This is a genomic window from Nostoc sp., assembly GCF_036917975.1.
Classification (GTDB): Bacteria; Cyanobacteriota; Cyanobacteriia; order Cyanobacteriales; family Nostocaceae; genus Nostoc.
In genome coordinates this window covers 1-18612 of the sequence record NZ_JBALEJ010000107.1, presented here as the reverse complement: position 1 = coordinate 18612, position 18612 = coordinate 1, and the positions used below count along the sequence as shown (strand labels likewise).

Here is an 18612-nt window from a genome sequence, read left to right as displayed (position 1 = left end):
AGGAGCGCTTTGTAATGACTACGAATCGGGCTGCAAAAACAGCCAACTCTAAATCTTCTTCAGAGGATAGTGTAACTTCGCCGGCTGATAACGGTGTCACAAAAGAGCAACTGCAAGCGTTACTATTAGCACTGAAATCTGTAAAAAATGGTGATTTTAGCGTCCGTTTAACTGCCGAGAATAATGAACTAGGTGAAATTGTCTTGGTTTTTAATGAATTGGTAAGTTTAAACCAAAACTTTGCCCAAGAAGTTTCTCACTTGGCAGCCGAAATTGGTACTGAAGGGAAGCTAGGCTCTCAAGCCGTTGTCAAAGGAGCAGAGGGGAGTTGGCAAGGATTGCTTGATAACTTCAACCAAATGTCTACAAATTTAAAAGAGCAGATCAAAAGTATTAATGAAGTAACCCTTGTAGTTGCCCAAGGAAATTTAGCCAAACAAATTGAGGAAAGCAATGCAGGAGATTTGAAGCAACTTACAGATAATGCCAATCAAATGATTAGCAGCTTGAGGTCTTCAATCAGACAGATGGCAGAGGTGGCAACGGCAGTTGCCTCTTCATCAGAAGAATTGACCGCAGTTAGTACAGAAATGACTCAAAACGCCGAACAAACTTCTGAACAGGCAACCTCGGCATCTAGCTCCGCCGAACAGGTGAGCCAGAATAGCAGTACAATTTTGACTGCGGTAGAGCAGATGAATGCCAGCATTCAAGAAATTGCTAAGACCGTCATGGAAGGGGCAAAAGTCACGACTCAAGCAGTTAAAACTGCTGACCGCACCAATGAAACAATTAATAAACTGGGTCAAAGCAGCATTGAAATTGGCAAAGTAATTAAAGTTATTACTGCGATCGCTGGGCAAACAAACTTGCTAGCGCTCAATGCTACAATTGAGGCAGCAAGAGCCGGAGATGCCGGCAGAGGATTTGCTGTAGTGGCAAACGAGGTGAAAGAATTAGCCAAACAAACAGCAAATGCCACGGAAGATATTAGCCAGCGTATTGAAGCGATTCAGACAGATACAAAAGCTGCCGTTCAAGCCATCACTCAGATTACTGATATTATCAATCAAATCAACGACTTTCAAAGCACGATCGCTAGTGCTATTGAAGAGCAAACAGCAACTACAAATGAAATTAGCCGCAATATTGCTGAGGCAGCCAAAGGCACATCTGATATTGCCAAAAATATCGCAATTGTGGCATTGAATACTCAAAGTACAACGATTGGCACGAGTAATACGTTACAAGCAGCCACAGAATTATCGCGCATGGCAGTAGATTTGCAGAAAGTCGTTAGCCAGTTTATATATTAGTTTTTTCACTGTCCCCAATCCCCAATCCCCAATCCCCAACCCCCAATGCCCAAAATCCGAATACTAGTTGTTGATGACGCGGTAGTAGTTCGGAGTCGAATCAGTAAGATTTTGTCTATCGATCCAGAACTAGAAGTGGTAGGAGTCGCTGCTAACGGTCGCATCGCCCTTGCCAAAATTCCCCAGGTCAATCCCGATATTGTGATCCTGGATATTGAAATGCCAGAAATGGATGGTTTACAAACTCTGTCCGCGATTCGACAAATCTATCCCCACCTACCAGTGATTATGTTCAGTACCTCTACACGGACTGGAGCGATCGCTACACTCGAAGCTCTCTCTTTAGGGGCTTCAGATTATGCCACAAAACCCAGTAATTTAGGAAATGTAGAGGCGATAAATCAACATATTCAAGAGGATTTAATTCCTAAAATCAAAGTATTTGGTGCAAAAAAGACTCCATTGACAACACCAAGCACGGTTGCTCATCCAGTTGTTTTTCCCCTTTACACCAATCCCAAGCGGGTAGATGTTGTAGCAATTGGGGTTTCTACTGGAGGGCCTAATGCCCTGACTGTATTGCTTAGAGAACTTCCAGCCGATTTATCAGTTCCCATTTTGATTGTGCAACACATGCCCCCCATGTTTACGAAACTATTAGCTGAACGATTATCTTCTAAATGTCAAATCCCAGTCAATGAAGCGGTTCCTGGAGTGGTATTAGAACCTGGACAAGCTTGGATTGCACCGGGAGATTTTCATTTAGTTGTGCAACGCGACAAAGGTGTGGTTCGACTTGCGACTCATCAAGCACCGAGCGAAAATTCCTGTCGTCCTTCAGTAGATGTTCTGTTTCGCTCGGTAGCAGAGGTTTATGGTGCTGGAGCGATCGCAGTTATCCTCACAGGAATGGGGCAAGATGGGTTACATGGCTGTAAGTGTATCCGCGAGGCGGGTGGACAAGTGCTAGCCCAAGACAAAGCTAGTAGCGTAGTGTGGGGGATGCCTAGTTTTGTCGTTAATGCTGGACTTGCCGATCAAGTTGTCACCCTTGACCAAATGGCAACTGAAATTATGCGGCGAATTCGTGACCATAAAATTTCTATTTCAGGTCTGTAATGCAACAGACTAAGAGCGTAAGCACCGATGATTTTGAGTATCTTCGTCAATTAGTTCGCGATCATTCAGCAGTTGTGTTGTCTGCTAATAAAAGCTATCTAGCGGAGTTACATTTACAGCCAATTGCAGAATCAGCAGGATTCACTTTCATTTCTGAACTGGTGGGATATTTAAAGACTCAACCCTTTAACAATCTTCACATCCAGACAATCGAGGCGTTAGTCACTAATGAAACCTCATTCTTTCGAGATCATCACCCTTTTGAAGCACTGAGACAATACATACTACCAGAGTTAATCAAAAAACGAGCCATTGAGCGATCGCTAAACATTTGGTGTGCTGCTTGCTCTAATGGACAAGAACCCTACAGCATCGCTATGCTAATTCGTGAACATTTTCCCTTACTTACCAATTGGTCTATCAGGTTAATTGCCAGCGATTTTTCTACCAAAGTTTTAGCGCGTGCCGAAAAAGGGCATTATAACCAACTTGAAATTAGCCGTGGACTATCTGAAAATCTCCGTGACAAGTACTTTCAGAGGCTAGATAGTGACTGGCAAATCAAGTCCGAAATTCGCCAGATGACAGAGTTTCGTCAGATCAACCTGATGGAATCTTGGTCATCCCTTCCCGAAATCGACGTGATCTTTTTACGCAATGTTTTAATCTACTATGATATAGCGACCAAGAAAGCCTTGTTGAGAAAGGTAAAACAGCAATTAAGAACAGATGGCTACCTGTTTCTCGGTACGGCTGAGACGACTATCAACCTGGATAGCTCATTCAAGCAGGTTTCATTTAACAAAGGTATCTGCTATCAATTACACAATGCTTAACCGGATTTATCGCTTGTGTAGCAAAATTTTCCCAGAAAACAGCGATCGCTCTCCCTCGATACGCTTGTTGTGTTACCACCAACCACATAGTAGATAACATCTGCTCTATATCTGGGTTTAGACGAGAGTAACTTACTTCCTCACTAGACCAATCGCATCTGTCCAAGTCAAAAACTCGAAGTTAGGAATGGGAAGTCATGGGGTGCTTAGTGACCGAAAACGACTCATGATACAAGCCCCTAAATTTATTTATGGGGATCATTAATTTTGAATTTTGTTAGCGCAGCGTTAGCGAGTCTGCGAGCGTCATTTTGAATTTTGAATTCGGAGCGAAGCGACGTGACTTTAGTCATGTTTAAGTGGTGACATTTGCTAGATATCTTTTCTTGATTATGCAGAATATATTAGCAATATACAAGTTAAGGAAAACAAGGATTAAAGGATATATGAATCGCTTAAAATCTATTCTTCTTGGTGGTTTATTAGCATCTGTTTCAATTGCTGCTCTTTCAACTCATGCTAATGCTTCTGTTGTGAATTTTCGCAATGATCATTTAAATACTAATACTATTGCTCTTAATAACGCTAAACTAATTCGTGAGCGTCAATTGCATGAACAGCAACTTCGTGAACAAAAGGCTCGTGAATTACGTGAACGCCAAGCTCGTGAACAAAAAGCCCGTGAATTGCGTGAACGCCAAGCTCGTGAACAAAAAGCTCGTGAATTACGTGAACGCCAAGCTCGTCTTCATCACTAAAATTTGAATTTTTACAAGAAAGGCAGAGGGCAGGAGGCAGAAGGCTTTTATGAAAGGAGTATTAATAAAAACTTTAGTTCTGGGTTATTGCCCAGTTTAAAAAAAGAATTGTATCGAGACGCGTAGCGCGAGATACAAAGCGTCATTGCTTCAATCCCACGTTTTTAAACGTGGGTTCCCTTCTGCCTTCTGCCTTCGTACTTCTGCCTTCTGAATCGCTCTGCGATCGCCCCGGATTCCCATCACGCTATCTCCTGTAAGATAGGGTGAAATGGGAGCAATGCTCTAACAGTGAGCAGGGGAGGCAGGGGGAGACAAATAAATAAGTGTATTCCGGGCTATTACAGTAGCGAAAATTATTAAAATTCTCTCTTTACTCCCCCTGTTCAAAAATAGCCCATTTCACGATGATTTCACTTTTTTGCGTTGCTACCCTATTATGTTCCCGGACGAGAGCGAATACTATCAGGTATATGATGGCGATCGCCTAATATTTCTAACAAGGGGCCATTAACGTCAAATTTAACCATACTTACCGACGCGACCAAAATATTCACCCGATAGCGATAGCGTCCTAAATCAATTCCCAGTAAACTGCAAAGCATAATCCGAATTGTGGCTTTATGGGAAACTACTAAAACATTACCTTGGGGATGTTTTTCTTGAATTTCAGCAATTACAGGCATAGAACGGTTAGCAATATCTACCGCAGTTTCTCCACCTAGTGGTGCATTCCAAGCGGGTTCTGTCAACCATTTTACATAGTTTTCCGCGTAATTCTCTTGAGCAAACGATTTACTCTTAGTTTCCCATTTGCCGTAACTACCTTCTCTTAGCCCGTCACGCAACTGCATATCCATACCGATAGCATCACAAAATGGCTTGGCAGTTGCAATTGTGCGCTTCATCGGGCTAACATAAACAGCCTCCCACAACAAGCTTTGATAAACATCGGCAAAACCGGATGCCATCTGCATCCCCTCTGTTGTCAACTGGGCATCAGTTTCACCGCAGAAATTACCACTTTGACTAAAAGTAGTTTCTCCATGTCGCAGTAAATATAAATTGAGTGTCATAGCTTGTATCGCAATTGGGATCAAGGATTTTGTGCAAAATTGAAGAAGGCAGTCCTGATGAAACAAGTTTCACAGCCTTGAATGAAAGAATAACTGGGGACTGGGGACTGGGAACTAGTATTTTTATTCAGCACTCAGCGCTTTCAAGTCAGGAGGCAGAAGGCAGAGGGCATTGGTGTCAACTTAACGTGAAAGCAAGTCTAGAACTAGCTTTTAGATTGCCTCGTTCCCAGTCTCCGACATTGCTAGGTTTAATCTAAAATCCAAAATCCAAAATCCAAAATCCAAAATCCAAAATTCTACAGTTGCCGCACTAATGGCTGACCATCTTTAACTTCGCCAACTAAAACTAAATCGACACAGTTAACGAAGATACCATTTTCCAGAACGCCGGGAATGTTATTCAATGTCTTTTCTAGTCCGGCTGGATCTTCAATAGAGTCAAATTTGACATCTAAGACAAAGTTCCCTTGATCTGTAATCACTGGGCCAGCTTTTTTGACACCCATACGGAGTTCTGGTTTACCACCGAGTTTTTTGATGGCGTTGGTGACAGGAGTAATTGCCATTGGAATCACTTCCACAGGCACAGCAAAACTAGAACCTAAGCGGTCTACTAACTTACCACTATCTACCACGACGATGAATTGTTCAGCTAGATAGTCTACAACTTTTTCGCGGGTATGTGCTGCACCACCGCCTTTAATCAAATTTTTCTGCGGATCGACTTCATCTGCCCCATCAATGGCAATATCGATGTGATCAACAGCATCTAAGGTGGCGAGAGGAATGCCGTACTGCTTCGCCAGCACTTCTGATTGAAACGAGGTAGGTATACCAATAATATCTTTGAGTTCGCCAGATTTGAGGCGATCGCCCAAAAACTGAATCGTATATGCTGTAGTTGACCCCGTACCCAACCCCACAATGGAACCCGATTTTACTAGGGCGGCGGCGGCTTTGCCAACTTCTTGCTTCATCAACGTTACGGGATCTGTTGTTGTCATTCCCAAAATTCCTGAAAAACTGACTATAGTCCATAGTAGTGGGACAATAACGCCAAAAGATGAAAGGTAAAAAACAAGTTTTTGCTGATTTCTACTCTCTTGATTATGAAAATCAGTTAACACCCTACGTAGCTACGCAACATTTTCCCGTCTAAATTTTGCGTTAACCTCAGTAACATAAACCTCGTCCATTTTGAAACCCGGAGTAGTGCGGGCATCTTGCCCGCTACTACCCCCAGGGAGCAAGATGCTCCCACTACTTTTAAAACTATGGTTTTCAACCTAGACGGGGTTTAGTTTTTTAAATTCACGTTAGCAGTTAAAAGTGGTCATCATAATGCGTCAGCTTTCAATTACTCTGTCTTTAGTGGCACTACTACAAAACTTGCCTGCAATTGCTCAAGTACCAGAATCTACTTCTGGAATCTCATCTGATTCTATTCAACAGGTAACTGCTGCCAAATGGATGACAAACTTTCCCGATGGCAAATTTTATCCAGAAAGGTTACTGAGTAGAGCAGAATTAGCGGCAATTATGGTGAAAACATTTCGGCTAGATAAAAGACAAGGTGTTAACAAAGAAAATTTAGTGATTCCAGATGTTCCTCGTTCTTATTGGGCATTTAATGATATACAGACAGTCTTAAAAACTGACATCATGAAAGGCTATCGGGGCAATGAATTCTTCCCTAACCAAAAGGTAACAAGGGCAGAAGCTCTGGCTATTTTCGCTCAGGCTTATGGTGTATTTCAGTTTCCCGATGAGGCTGTGAATGAAATTCTGGCTTCACATCCAGATGAAAAATCTATCCCAGTTTGGGCTAGAAAAGCGATCGCTACTGTAGCTACTGAGGGATTTCTGAGTACAGATGCTCAAGGCAATATTTCCCCATTAAAACCTGTAACTCGTGGGGATATGGCTTATGTATTGAGTAAATATTTGCAACGACAACAGCGACAACCCGAAACACCAGAGGTTCCGGTGATTCCAAATAGCCCACAATCACCCTAGTACCGCAAGGCGGAATTCAAAATTCAAAATTCAAAATTCAAAATTCATACAGCGTAAGCGTTTCATTGATTTTGAATGGGTGGTTTATTTACGCCGTGTTGTACTAGCTAGACTTTTTCTAGCCGACGTACTTAAAATCAGTTTTGACCAGAACTTCTATACTTGTTTAGAATCTGGTGAAGATATAAGGAATTAGACTGCGTTGGTTGCTGTTGCATATAATTCCCATAATTAGATTGTGCTGGTTGCGTCGGTTGTTGCAATCCATTATTACCGTATCCTAAAGGGTTTGTGGGTGTGACAACACTTTGACTCGGACTCTGGCTAGAGTAAGGTGCAGTATTACTTGGTGCGATTGAGGTGACTGGGGGTGTCACTGGTACTACATTAGGCACTACTTGACCGTTATTTAAATTACTGTAGGGATTTTGCGGTAAGTTCGTACCCGTAGTTAACCCATTATTAGGCACTAATTGACCGTTATTTAAATTACTGTAGGGATTTTGTGGTAAGTTTGTACCCGTTGACGTGTAGTTTGTCCCAGGAGTTAAGCCAGTACTTGGTAGAGAATTCTGATTCGGTAAGCTGTTGATGGGTGGCATTAGCGTTGTTGCTGGGTCAGAGACTCGACCCAAAGCATTTGTGTGAGTTGGAGTGATCCCATTGAAGCTAGATAATTTCTGGTTTGTGGATTGGCTTAATGCTGCTTGCAAAGGGCTGATAGAGAGAGAATTTTGATTCTTGTTGGTTTGATTAGTCAAGCCAATATCCAGGCTAGAGGATGTTTGTTCCCCCCCTGTTGGTTCAGACGCCCCATTTAAGGTTTTAAGACCGAGAAACTGATTACCACTATCAACTGTCCCAGTACGCAATAAATTTTCTGTTTGTACAACAAAGGGATTTTTCACGGCTGGGGAGGTGTCGCCATTAACGCCTAAAGCAGGATTTACTTTGGTATCATCAGGAGAATTTTGTTTTTTAATTACATCCTCTAAGAAGTCTTTGCTGTTTTTGTCTTTAGCCTTTTCATTAGCCTTTTCATTAGACGTATTTGCTTGTGATGAGAGAGCTGCTTGTTCAAAGTCGTTAAACAAAACTGGCAGGTTATCAATATCTGCTGCGATCGCTTTATTTTCCTCTGACAGGGAGGAATCAACAGGTTCTTGGGAAGTGACTTCGTTTTTTTGCTTATAAACGAAAATATCTGGATTCGACCAGTATTCCCAGGTTACTAGCCCAACTACAGATAAAACAATTGCAGTTACCCAAAAACCAGGTCGCCCTAGATTCCATAACCTGGCTCTGAGATAGCGTAAGTAGGCGGGAGGATAACGACGATTTGACATGGCATTGGTAATTGAAATTTACTATAAATTGGTAAAATTTGACAGAAGAAGTGTTGCTGTTTGATTCTTTATACTTATTTCAGCAGGAAATATTATCTCAGATGAAGTTCGACTGTAATTTCATGCTAACTTCTCAAGAAATTATTAGTCAAAAATTTATTATTTACTTTTTTGAACTAAACGGTTTAGTTCAAAATCCCTGCCTGATGCCAACAATAATTATTTATGCCGATCCCTACTTAGTTATTTGCGATCGCTTCTGAACGTACCTGAGCATCAATCCAGGTTAGGGACTTCCAAATAAAAAAATATTCAATTAACTCTTGTGGGGTGGGCGTCTCGCCCGCCCAGTCGAGATGGCGGGCAAGATGTCCACCCCACAATATTGGATAATTTATTTCTTGGAGTTCCCTTAGAGCGATCGCAGGTGACAGTGTTGTATATGGCAAAAATACGGTGATTCATATTTGCGTCTCTTAATCTCTGTATTTTATGTCACAGCCTTATCCTCACTAAAGTTATCTTATTTCAAGTGGTGTTAATTCTTTGAGTACGGTAAACCGTATTTACTCGTTAGTTCCCAAAGATTAATTTAATTGTTAAGTTTAGTTACATAAATAAATAAATGCTGCAAACATTGTTAAACAGGAGAAATTATGAGAAGCGGTAGTATTTTTGACAATCAAGGCAAACTGAACAACTTTGCGTCACTAATAGCGCACCCTTTCGGGGAAGTAAGCTACACACATCATCACAGTCAATCTTAGAGATTGCCTAGATTGGACGAATATAGCAGCATTTTTGACCAGTCTTTAATTAATTTTCTCAAAGCGTTAAAGAAGATGAGTAAGTAGGGGGAGAAGAACCAATGCCTATTCTCTATTTCTCATTTCTCATTCTCCATTTAGTTTTCATTTTAAGGATTGGTAACATCTATGGGAATTAAAGAACAGCCTAATTCACCTCGGTTTCGGAACATTGCGAATATATTGCTAGGAGTATCAGGGCTATTTCTGCTCTTAAATTTATTTTTGCCTGGTTTATTTACTTCTGGCCCTACTGGTGTTCCCTACAGCCTATTTATTCATCAAGTACAGGAAGGAGAAGTCAGTCGCGTTTCTGTTGGTCAAAACGAGATTATTTACCAACTAAAAACAGAAAATGCCGAGCCTGCTCAGGTATTTGCCACTACACCAATCTTTGATTTAGAGTTGCCCAAACTTCTAGAACAAAAGGGAGTTGAGTTCGCTGCTACACCTCCATCGAAAAATACCTGGTTTACAACCCTCTTGAGTTGGGTGATTCCACCACTGATTTTTATTGGTATTTGGCAGTTCTTTCTCGCCCGTAGTGGTGGCGGTGGCCCCCAAGGCGCTCTTTCCATTGGTAAAAGCAAAGCTAAGGTTTATGTTGAAGGCGAATCAGCGAAAATCACCTTTGCAGATGTGGCTGGGGTCGAAGAAGCGAAAACTGAGTTAGTAGAAATTGTGGATTTCCTCAAGACTCCAGCGCGGTTTACGCAAATTGGCGCTAGAATTCCCAAGGGTGTGTTGTTGGTTGGCCCTCCTGGTACTGGTAAGACACTTTTAGCAAAAGCTGTAGCAGGAGAAGCAGGAGTTCCATTTTTCAGCATCTCTGGTTCCGAGTTTGTGGAACTGTTTGTTGGTGTGGGTTCTTCCAGAGTCCGGGATTTGTTTGAGCAGGCTAAAAAACAGGCTCCTTGTATTATATTCATTGATGAATTGGATGCGATCGGTAAGTCTCGTAGCAGTAATGGCTTTTACGGTGGCAATGATGAGCGAGAACAAACCCTCAACCAATTACTAACTGAGATGGATGGGTTTGCAGCTGGCGATGCAACGGTAATCGTTCTAGCAGCGACCAACCGTCCCGAAATACTAGACCCAGCATTGCTGCGTCCAGGCCGCTTTGACCGCCAAGTGTTGGTAGACCGTCCTGATTTATCAGATCGAGAAGCAATTCTCAAGATTCACGCTCAAAAGGTAAAATTAGGAGATGATGTAAATTTAAAAGCGATCGCTACTCGTACCCCTGGTTTTGCTGGCGCAGATTTGGCAAATTTGGTGAACGAAGCCGCATTATTGGCAGCGCGTAATCTGCGTGAAAGGGTTGCTCAAGAAGACTTTGCCGAAGCAATTGAGCGGGTAGTCGCCGGTTTAGAGAAGAAGAGTCGGGTAATGAACGAGACTGAGAAAAAGATTGTTGCATACCATGAAGTTGGTCACGCAATGGTCGGGGCACTCACAACCGGAAACGGTCAGGTAGAAAAGATTTCAATTATTCCTCGTGGGATGGCAGCTTTAGGCTACACTCTACAATTACCAACTGAAGACCGCTTTTTGATGAATGAAGCAGAATTGCGGGGTCAGATTGCGACTCTGTTAGGTGGACGTTCGGCTGAAGAAATTGTGTTTAACAGTATTACCACAGGTGCTTCTAACGATTTGCAACGAGCAACTGATTTGGCAGAACGAATGGTAACAGCTTATGGTATGAGTAAAGTTTTAGGGCCATTAGCTTATCAACAAGGACAACAAGCAGCATTCCTGGGTAATGGTGGTGCTAATCCCCGACGGGCAGTAAGTGAAGAAACGTCGAAAGCCATTGATAGCGAAGTCAAGGAAATCGTGGAAACAGCCCACGAGCAAGCCCTAGAGATTCTTAGACAGAATCGAGACTTGCTAGAAGCGATAGCGACTCAACTCTTAGAAACAGAGGTTATTGAAGGCGAAAAACTGCATAATCTGTTGAGTCAAGTAAAACCTGTAACTAATTCGTAATTAAGAAATTAAACGCAGAAGAACGCAGAGAAAAACTTTGCGTACCTCTGCGTTCCTTTGCGTTTTTAATACTCTGGAACAGAAGGATCGACTTCTCGACTCCAAGCGGTAATTCCGCCTTTGACATTCGTCCCAGCAATCCCGGCTTCCTTAAGTATGGCTAGGGCTTTTGCCGATCGCCCGCCCATTTTACAATGAGCAATTAAGCGATGCCCATTCAATATTTCCTTCACCTTCGCAATGCCATTCCCATTTTCAATGTCTGGTAAAGGCACTAACACTGAACCCGGAATCTTGGCAATGTCATACTCATTGGGGTTGCGGACATCCAGCAGTACAAAATCTTTCGCACCGCTATCCAGCAATTCCTTCAAATCCTTGACGGTTATTTCTTGACTTTCCAACTGCTGTTTTGCCTCCTCTGCTTTAGCTTGTGGAATTCCGCAGAATTCTTCGTAGTCTATCAGCTTTTCAATCACTGGGCGAATTGGGTTAGGACGCAGTTTCAACTCCCGAAATTTCATATCTAAGGCGTTGTATAGCAGCAATCGTCCACTGAGAGTGTTACCTTGTCCCAGAATGATTTTAACAGTTTCCGTTGCCTGAATTAAACCAATAATTCCGGGCAAAATTCCCAATACGCCACCTTCTGCACAAGAGGGAACCATTCCTGGTGGTGGTGGTTCTGGGAAAAGGTCCCGATAATTTGGCCCACCTTCGTAGTTAAATACAGTAGCTTGCCCTTCAAACCGTAAAATTGAACCGTAGACGTTGGGCTTATTCAGCAATACGCAGGCATCGTTAACTAGATATCTGGTAGGGAAGTTATCAGTACCATCCACTATGATATCGTAAGGTTGAATAAGCTCCAGGGCGTTTTCGGAAGTCAGACGAGTTTCGTATAAATCAACCTGACAATAGGGGTTAATCTCGTGAATCTGGTTTTTTGCCGATTCAATCTTAGGTTTACCCACCCAGGATGTACCGTGAATGACTTGGCGTTGCAGATTAGAAGTATCGACAACATCAAAATCGACAATCCCGATGCGTCCAACACCCGCCGCCGCCAAATATAAAAGTAGTGGTGAACCGAGTCCACCTGTACCGATACACAGTACACTGGCAGCTTTTAGGCGTTTCTGTCCTTCTAGTCCTACTTCCGGTAAAATTATGTGGCGGGAGTAGCGTTCGTAATCGTCTTTGGTTAACTGGATTTCGTCTAGATTGGGATTTAGCATAGCAGTTATGATGTGGGAGAGCGAATATTAATCCTATCGAAAAACTGTATCTTATATAGAGATAGGAAGGATGGAAGACGAATTTTTATCAATGGTAGCGGCGAAAACTGCTACAAGTGACTGTCTTTAAACTAAGCCAGTTATTTTATATTTTTAATTTCCTCTGCTTGAAACTGATGATGATTGTCCAGGCTCCAGCTTTTAAGTTCTCCAGCTTTACCGTTTTGGACGGATACTATTATATACGAGTATCCCTGCCAAGCGTATAGGCGATCGCATTCTGAAGGGATAGCAGGATGATCTGGATGAGAATGAAAAATGCCGATAATGTTCAGTGAGCGATCCCGTGCTTCCCTTTGTGTTTTTAGCATAACTTCAGGTGCGATCGCATATTGCCGTCTTTTACTTTCTGTTGTCCGTTCCCCTGGAAACTCAGATGCCGCTTCTGTATTCCAAGCATTTTCTGTTGGTATGACTTCTACCACAGTTTTGCCCTCATTAGCCAGATAGCCCAAAATTATACCACAGCACTCATCTGGGTAAGTGCTTTCGGCATGGGTGCAGATGATTTGCAAGTGTTCTTGGCTCAGTCGGATCATGTCTGCGTTGGTAACTTTGCAATCTTGAGCGATTCTTGCTCAGATCGATACATTGCGATCGCTCTTAATCATAGTTTAGATGTAACCTTACTCAGCGATCGCAGCCTTCAAAAAATAAAATATGTATTTTTTATCACTTCTTCAGACATTTGCCTAATCTCTTCTGCTTTCTTATTGCCTAGAAACGAATGGCACTAAGAAAAGCCCAAAGGCTTGTGTCACCTCGTTCCCAGCCTCCAGGCTGGGAATGTATTCAAAGAGGCTCTGCCTCTTGTCAAGCTACTGGAGGCGGAGCCTCCCAGAATGGTTTCCCAGCCTTCAGGCTGGGAACCAGTCAGAGCAAGGGCTGTATCTTTTCTTAGTGCCATTCGCCTAGAAACCATAGCAATCCTATCTGATTTGCAAAAATCACAAGGGTGAGATCCCTGATTTCTCTAATAAGTTGGGGATCTCATTGTTTACGAATGATTTAGGATTGCTATAGAAAAATATAAAGAATAGACAAAGCTCTGTATTTATGTATACATTTATTGGCAAATAATATGAAGAGTATGCAAAGATAGTTATTTAAGTATGGACATCTAAGTAAGATATTGACTATGTAGTTATTTTGAGGTTATTGAGATGTTCTCTATTTTCCAGCTAGACCCCACAGAGAATAGCCCACAAGAGAGGATATAAAAATCTCTTTCCCGATTAAGAATAAATCGTTGACTATTTTCTCTTCTAGTAGGACTTAGGCGCTGGCAAAAAAATCAAACGCGAAGGGTGAGTTTTTGAGCATTCAAGCTAAGTTTTTCGATGATTTTTCAGTAATGTCTACTTAACAAGTGATGCTTAAAAAAGCCTGAGATCAACGATTATCATGAATGCACACGCTCATAAATTTGTACAGTGCTTAAGACTTAGATAGTTTGAAGATAGTTAGGTATACTGCGAAGGGGTAACAACGAGACTTTTTTAAAAATGGCTATAAGCTTGGCACAAACAAGCTTTTGGCGATTATTCAAAAGTCAAGTTCTCAGCCGTTTTTAGTATAAGTAATAGATACAAGCCTTTTGATAAGGTGAATTTTTGAGAAATTTGCTGATCGGGTTGACATAGAAAGTATGCCGAACACGTCAAATTTTGGTGAGTTATTTTTGCCCAAAAGCAGCAGCACAAGCAGCTTGTTGAGAACTGAAGTTACTGAAAAAATCGATTCAGGTAGGTAAAAGTTATGGCAAATATCATTGGAACCAACGGTAATGACACCCTACAGGGTAGCACTGACGCGGATACGATTAACGGTAAATTAGGCAATGATGTCATATCTAGTAACGGCGGCAATGACACTTTGACTGGTGGAGGCGGTAAGGATAAATTTATTTACGACAATTACTATAATTATACTGATGTAATCACCGATTTTGGTGGCGTAGGTAAAGGGACAAACCCAACAGCAGAAGTCATCGCCGAAGTGGATACCCTAGCATTTGTAGGCGATGGCTTAAGTGCCCAAAATCTGGTGCTGACCCAAAATGGTAACAATCTAGAAATCACCTTTGAAGAGTTAGATGATTTTGAAACGGGGTTTGTTAGTCCTAAAGTCATCCTGCAAAACTTTGCCCTAGAAAACCTGGATAATCTCAGCAAATCTACAGGAGCCACTGTAAACTTGGGCAATATCCTGTTTGATGGGCAAACTAGCATTACTGACAGCTTTGATGTCTTCAATGCCAACTCCACCCAAAGTACTATCTTCAACAAGAATACAGTTACTTTCCTTAACGACCTGAACAACAATGTTAACGGCTTTGACAACTCAGATGATGTCATCAATGGTCAGGGAGGTGATGACATCATTGACGGCAAGAGTGGTAACGACCTTTTGAGAGGTGGTGTGGGCAATGACTCCCTGGTTGGTGGTGTGGGCAATGACTCCCTGGTTAGTGGTGTGGGCAATGATACTCTTGTTGGTGGCGTGGGCAATGATATTCTTGTTGGTGGTACGGGGAATGACTTCCCCACAGGTAATAACTCTCTCGTTGGTGGTGCGGGCAATGACTCTCTCGTTGGTGGTGCAGGTAATGATTACTTGAATGTTGAATTTTCAACAGGCGAGAACACTCTCAATGGTGGCGTTGGTGACGATGTTTTGGATGCTGGGGCAACATCCGGCAATAACTTACTCTCTGGGGGAGATGGCAATGATTTTGTTAACGCCTCTAACGTTGATAGCAGTGTCAACGAATACATCTATTACCCCTCCTCAGGGAATAACACCCTAGAAGGAGGCGCTGGTGATGATACCTTGACTGCTGAGTCTCCATCAGGCAATAACCTGCTCTCTGGGGACGATGGTAATGATTATCTTTCCACCTCAGGCGTAAATTATTATAGAGCCTACTCTGATAGTTTTACTTCATCAGGTAATAACACCCTCAACGGTGGCGCCGGTGACGATACCTTGCGTGCTGAATATTCAACAGGCAATAATTTACTCTCTGGAGGCACTGGCAATGATTACCTCTCTATCTCTGGTTATGCGATTGGCTACGCCATTGGACAGAATCTTTTCCCCTCCTCAGGTAATAATACCCTCAACGGTGGCGCTGGTGACGATACCTTGCGTGCTGAGTATTCAATAGGCAATAACTTCTTCTCTGGGGGCGATGGCAATGATTCCTTCTATCTAAGCAGCGCATCTCCAGATGTTGTACCCTCTGATTTAGTGACTCAAACGGTAGATGGAGGTGAGGGTGACGATTTGTTGTCCGTAGATTACACCTCCGCTACAGGGGGTATCACAACGATATTCAATACTGTTACTAACATTGGAGAAGTTACAGCAGGCACTTATAGGGTTAGCTATAAAAATATCGAAGGATTAAATATCTCAGGTACAGCTTACGACGACAAAATTGTGGGGAGTAATGGCAACGATACGCTTTCTACGGGCTATGGTGGCAATGATACGATCGATGGAGGTAAGGGTGACGATGTGTTGTCTGTCGATTACTACAATTCTCCAGGAGGGATCACAACAACATTCAATACTACTACTAACATTGGAGAAATAACAGCGGGAACTTCTTATAAGGTTAGCTATAAGAATATCGAACAATTAAATATTTCAGGTACAGCTTACGATGACAACATTGTTGGTAACAGTGGTAACGATACACTCTCTGCGGGCACTGGTGGCAAGGATACGATAGATGGAGGTAAGGGTGACGACGTGTTGTCTGTCGATTACACCAATTCTCCAGCAGGGATCACAACAACATTCAATACTACTACTAACATTGGAGCAATTACGGCGGGTACGAATCGGGTTAGCTACAAAAATATCGAGCGATTAAATATTTTAGGTACAAGTTACGATGACAACATTGTTGGTAACAGTGGTAACGATACGCTCTTTGGGAGCTATGGTAATGATACAATTATTGGCGGTGCCGGTAATGATATCCTGACAGGTGGAGATGGTACCAACATTCTAACTGGTGGTGCGGGCAATGATGAATTTGTTTATAACTTTTTAGACAGCAGCTTTGACACTGCCACTGATATTATCACCGATTTCGGTGGCATTGGTAAAGGCTCAAATCCCTCAGCAAGCGTGATTGCTTCCTTAGACACCTTGCAATTTATCGGTAGTGGCTTGACTGCTCAAAATCTGCAATTAACTCAAAATGGTAACAACTTAGAAATCACCTTTGAAAATGTCGCTAATAACAAAGTCATTCTCCAAAACTTCAAATTAGAAAATCTGGATAATCTGCCAGCAACTTCTTCACGACCAGCTATTGGCAATATTTTGTTTGATGGACAAACCAGCATCACTGACAGTTTTGATGTGTTTGACGCTAATTCCACTCAAACTAGCCTATTCAACCGGAACACTGTTACCTTCCTCAATGACCTCGACAACAATATAACGGGTTTTGACAACTCCAATGATGTTATCAATGGTCAAGGGGGTGACGACATCATTGATGGCAAAAGTGGTAATGACCTTTTGAGAGGTGGTGCGGGAAATGATACTCTCATTGGTGGTGAGGGAAATGATACCCTTGATGGCGGTGTGGGAAATAACTCCCTTCTTGGTGGCACTGGTGACGATCGCTTGACTGCTGACATTTCAACAGGCAAAAATACCCTCAATGGAGGAGTTGGTAACGATAGCTTGAGTGCTGGTGGTTCAACAGGTGATAACCTGCTTTTTGGAGGTGATGGCAATGATTCTCTTGACATCTCTGGCTATTATAAGTTTTCTGGCTCTACCTTCCCCAGCGACTCCTACGACTCTCGTTCATCTGGTAATAACACCCTAGAAGGTGGTGCAGGTGACGATACATTGAATGCTAGCGGTTCAAAAGGCGATAACCTACTCTCTGGGGGCGATGGCAATGATTATCTTGAATTTTATGGCAACTACAACTATAGCTACGGCGACTTGTCCGACTCTCGATCATCTGGCAATAACACCCTAGAAGGAGGTGCAGGTGACGATACATTGAATGCTAGCGGTTCAAAAGGCGATAACCTGCTCTCTGGGGGCAATGGCAATGATTATCTTGACATTTCTGGCGACTACTCCTACTATGCCTCCTACGACTACTCCGACTCTCGTTCGTCTGGTAATAACACCCTACAAGGAGGTGCAGGTAACGATACCTTGAATGCTAGCGGTTCAACAGGTGCTAATCTCCTAGATGGAGGCGATGGCAATGATATACTCATTGGTGGCAACGGAAATGATAGCCTCTATGGAGGAACTGGTACTGATACTTTTGTTTTCAATAATTACAATGGAGGTGTAGATAGTCTTTATGACTTCAACGCCACTAATGAACTGATTCAGGTATCGGCTGCTGGTTTTGGTGGTGGTTTATCACCAGGTTCAGTCTTAGCTAGTCAGTTTGTCATCGGAACATCTGCAACAACAAGCAATCAACGATTTATCTATAACAACACTACAGGTGGACTGTTCTTTGACCAAGATGGCAGTGCATCTGGGTTTACTCAGGTAAAATTTGCACAACTATCGGCTGGATTGCCACTAACCGAAAACAATTTTGTGATTGTTTAATCGGAAATTGGCGTTTTTCAATCACTAAGCGGTACGGATTGCAAGGTGCTATTGAAAGCACCTTGCATTTGATTAGGGACTGACAAATAAAAAAATATTCAATTAACTCTTGTGGGGTGGGCGTCTCGCCCGCCCTATGAACTGGGCGCTCATGTTGCCCACCCCACAATATTGGATAATTTATTTCTTGGAGTTCCCTTAGGGTGCGGCTCTTATCAAAAGAGTAGATATTGAGTCTAGTTCTTTTGTTTTCGGCATAGTGCGGATGGGTTACAATTTTTTTTGGTAAGTCAGATCATGTCTGCGTTCGGATTTTTGGTAATATATAGCCATTCGGCGTTGCATAATAGAGGGATGAATTGAGGTTTTCTACTGTGTATTGTCCATACTGTGATTCTACTGAGATTAGAAAAAACGGTAAACGAAG

General features: G+C 42.4%; 16 protein-coding genes. 9 read left to right on the top strand and 7 right to left on the bottom strand.

All coding sequences use genetic code 11. The features are described from left to right. The first annotated feature begins 14 nt into the window (after positions 1-14). The 4 genes from V7K76_RS32590 (at position 15) to V7K76_RS32575 (ending at position 4029) form a co-directional block, all read left to right on the top strand. On the top strand, positions 15-1316 hold the full coding sequence (locus V7K76_RS32590; RefSeq protein WP_334775387.1) for a methyl-accepting chemotaxis protein: 1302 nt from the start codon (positions 15-17) through the stop codon (positions 1314-1316). Positions 1317-1361: 45 nt separating this feature from the next. Next, positions 1362-2435, top strand: coding sequence for a protein-glutamate methylesterase/protein-glutamine glutaminase (locus V7K76_RS32585; RefSeq protein ID WP_334775386.1), 1074 nt, complete (start codon positions 1362-1364; stop codon positions 2433-2435). Further along, the gene (locus tag V7K76_RS32580; RefSeq protein WP_334775385.1) at positions 2435-3271 is read left to right on the top strand and encodes a CheR family methyltransferase; all 837 of its coding nucleotides are present in this window, start codon (positions 2435-2437) and stop codon (positions 3269-3271) included. The genes V7K76_RS32585 and V7K76_RS32580 overlap by 1 nt, the downstream gene beginning before the upstream one ends. Positions 3272-3717: 446 nt before the next feature. Further along, positions 3718-4029, top strand: coding sequence for a hypothetical protein (locus tag V7K76_RS32575; RefSeq protein WP_334775384.1), 312 nt, complete (start codon positions 3718-3720; stop codon positions 4027-4029). A gap of 437 nt (positions 4030-4466) precedes the next feature. On the opposite strand, the gene V7K76_RS32570 is transcribed toward V7K76_RS32575, so the two are convergent. Further along, complete coding sequence (locus V7K76_RS32570; protein WP_334775383.1) at positions 4467-5105, bottom strand: histidine phosphatase family protein; 639 nt, start codon at positions 5103-5105, stop codon at positions 4467-4469. 29 nt (positions 5106-5134) lie between these two features. On the opposite strand from V7K76_RS32570, the gene V7K76_RS32565 reads away from it, so the two are divergent. After that, positions 5135-5365 carry a hypothetical protein gene (locus tag V7K76_RS32565; protein WP_334775382.1) on the top strand — a complete coding sequence of 77 codons (231 nt, stop codon included), beginning with the start codon at positions 5135-5137 and terminating at the stop codon, positions 5363-5365. A 39-nt stretch (positions 5366-5404) separates the two neighbouring features. Here V7K76_RS32565 and rpiA read toward each other — a convergent pair whose 3' ends face one another. Next, positions 5405-6112 carry a ribose-5-phosphate isomerase RpiA gene (gene rpiA, locus V7K76_RS32560; RefSeq protein ID WP_334775381.1) on the bottom strand — a complete coding sequence of 236 codons (708 nt, stop codon included), beginning with the start codon at positions 6110-6112 and terminating at the stop codon, positions 5405-5407. Between the two features lie 337 nt (positions 6113-6449). On the opposite strand from rpiA, the gene V7K76_RS32555 reads away from it, so the two are divergent. Further along, positions 6450-7124 carry an S-layer homology domain-containing protein gene (locus V7K76_RS32555; protein WP_334775380.1) on the top strand — a complete coding sequence of 225 codons (675 nt, stop codon included), beginning with the start codon at positions 6450-6452 and terminating at the stop codon, positions 7122-7124. A 137-nt stretch (positions 7125-7261) separates the two neighbouring features. Here the strand turns inward: V7K76_RS32555 and V7K76_RS32550 are convergent, their stop codons facing one another. After that, complete coding sequence (locus V7K76_RS32550; RefSeq protein ID WP_334775379.1) at positions 7262-8470, bottom strand: hypothetical protein; 1209 nt, start codon at positions 8468-8470, stop codon at positions 7262-7264. A gap of 38 nt (positions 8471-8508) precedes the next feature. Between V7K76_RS32550 and V7K76_RS32545 the strand changes: the two genes are divergently transcribed. Next, positions 8509-8733, top strand: coding sequence for a hypothetical protein (locus V7K76_RS32545; protein WP_334775378.1), 225 nt, complete (start codon positions 8509-8511; stop codon positions 8731-8733). Here the strand turns inward: V7K76_RS32545 and V7K76_RS32540 are convergent. Continuing rightward, positions 8710-8919, bottom strand: coding sequence for a hypothetical protein (locus tag V7K76_RS32540; RefSeq protein WP_334775377.1), 210 nt, complete (start codon positions 8917-8919; stop codon positions 8710-8712). The genes V7K76_RS32545 and V7K76_RS32540 overlap by 24 nt on opposite strands. A gap of 486 nt (positions 8920-9405) precedes the next feature. Here V7K76_RS32540 and ftsH4 point away from each other — a divergent pair, with 486 nt between their 5' ends. Beyond that, positions 9406-11271 carry an ATP-dependent zinc metalloprotease FtsH4 gene (gene ftsH4, locus V7K76_RS32535; protein ID WP_334775376.1) on the top strand — a complete coding sequence of 622 codons (1866 nt, stop codon included), beginning with the start codon at positions 9406-9408 and terminating at the stop codon, positions 11269-11271. A gap of 65 nt (positions 11272-11336) precedes the next feature. Here ftsH4 and moeB read toward each other — a convergent pair whose 3' ends face one another. From moeB to V7K76_RS32520, 3 genes are all read right to left on the bottom strand, one after another. After that, complete coding sequence (moeB, locus tag V7K76_RS32530; RefSeq protein ID WP_334775375.1) at positions 11337-12509, bottom strand: molybdopterin-synthase adenylyltransferase MoeB; 1173 nt, start codon at positions 12507-12509, stop codon at positions 11337-11339. A gap of 140 nt (positions 12510-12649) precedes the next feature. Then, positions 12650-13108, bottom strand: a complete 459-nt coding sequence (locus V7K76_RS32525) for a M67 family metallopeptidase (protein ID WP_334775374.1) — start codon at positions 13106-13108, stop codon at positions 12650-12652. Positions 13109-13326: 218 nt separating this feature from the next. Then, positions 13327-13476 carry a hypothetical protein gene (locus tag V7K76_RS32520; RefSeq protein WP_334953038.1) on the bottom strand — a complete coding sequence of 50 codons (150 nt, stop codon included), beginning with the start codon at positions 13474-13476 and terminating at the stop codon, positions 13327-13329. A gap of 851 nt (positions 13477-14327) precedes the next feature. Between V7K76_RS32520 and V7K76_RS32515 the strand changes: the two genes are divergently transcribed. Beyond that, a complete protein-coding gene (locus V7K76_RS32515) occupies positions 14328-18185 on the top strand; it encodes a beta strand repeat-containing protein (protein ID WP_334775372.1) in 3858 nt (1285 codons plus the stop codon). The last annotated feature ends 427 nt before the right edge of the window (positions 18186-18612 follow it).

Coding starts and splice junctions, on each gene's coding strand:
- V7K76_RS32550 (WP_334775379.1), bottom strand. CDS start 8,470: ATGTCAAATCGTCGTTATCCTCCCGCCTACTTACGCTATCTCAGAGCC.
- V7K76_RS32555 (WP_334775380.1), top strand. CDS start 6,450: ATGCGTCAGCTTTCAATTACTCTGTCTTTAGTGGCACTACTACAAAAC.
- V7K76_RS32520 (WP_334953038.1), bottom strand. CDS start 13,476: ATGGCACTAAGAAAAGATACAGCCCTTGCTCTGACTGGTTCCCAGCCT.
- moeB (WP_334775375.1), bottom strand. CDS start 12,509: ATGCTAAATCCCAATCTAGACGAAATCCAGTTAACCAAAGACGATTAC.
- rpiA (WP_334775381.1), bottom strand. CDS start 6,112: ATGACAACAACAGATCCCGTAACGTTGATGAAGCAAGAAGTTGGCAAA.
- V7K76_RS32585 (WP_334775386.1), top strand. CDS start 1,362: ATGCCCAAAATCCGAATACTAGTTGTTGATGACGCGGTAGTAGTTCGG.
- V7K76_RS32570 (WP_334775383.1), bottom strand. CDS start 5,105: ATGACACTCAATTTATATTTACTGCGACATGGAGAAACTACTTTTAGT.
- ftsH4 (WP_334775376.1), top strand. CDS start 9,406: ATGGGAATTAAAGAACAGCCTAATTCACCTCGGTTTCGGAACATTGCG.
- V7K76_RS32515 (WP_334775372.1), top strand. CDS start 14,328: ATGGCAAATATCATTGGAACCAACGGTAATGACACCCTACAGGGTAGC.
- V7K76_RS32580 (WP_334775385.1), top strand. CDS start 2,435: ATGCAACAGACTAAGAGCGTAAGCACCGATGATTTTGAGTATCTTCGT.
- V7K76_RS32575 (WP_334775384.1), top strand. CDS start 3,718: ATGAATCGCTTAAAATCTATTCTTCTTGGTGGTTTATTAGCATCTGTT.
- V7K76_RS32525 (WP_334775374.1), bottom strand. CDS start 13,108: ATGATCCGACTGAGCCAAGAACACTTGCAAATCATCTGCACCCATGCC.
- V7K76_RS32590 (WP_334775387.1), top strand. CDS start 15: ATGACTACGAATCGGGCTGCAAAAACAGCCAACTCTAAATCTTCTTCA.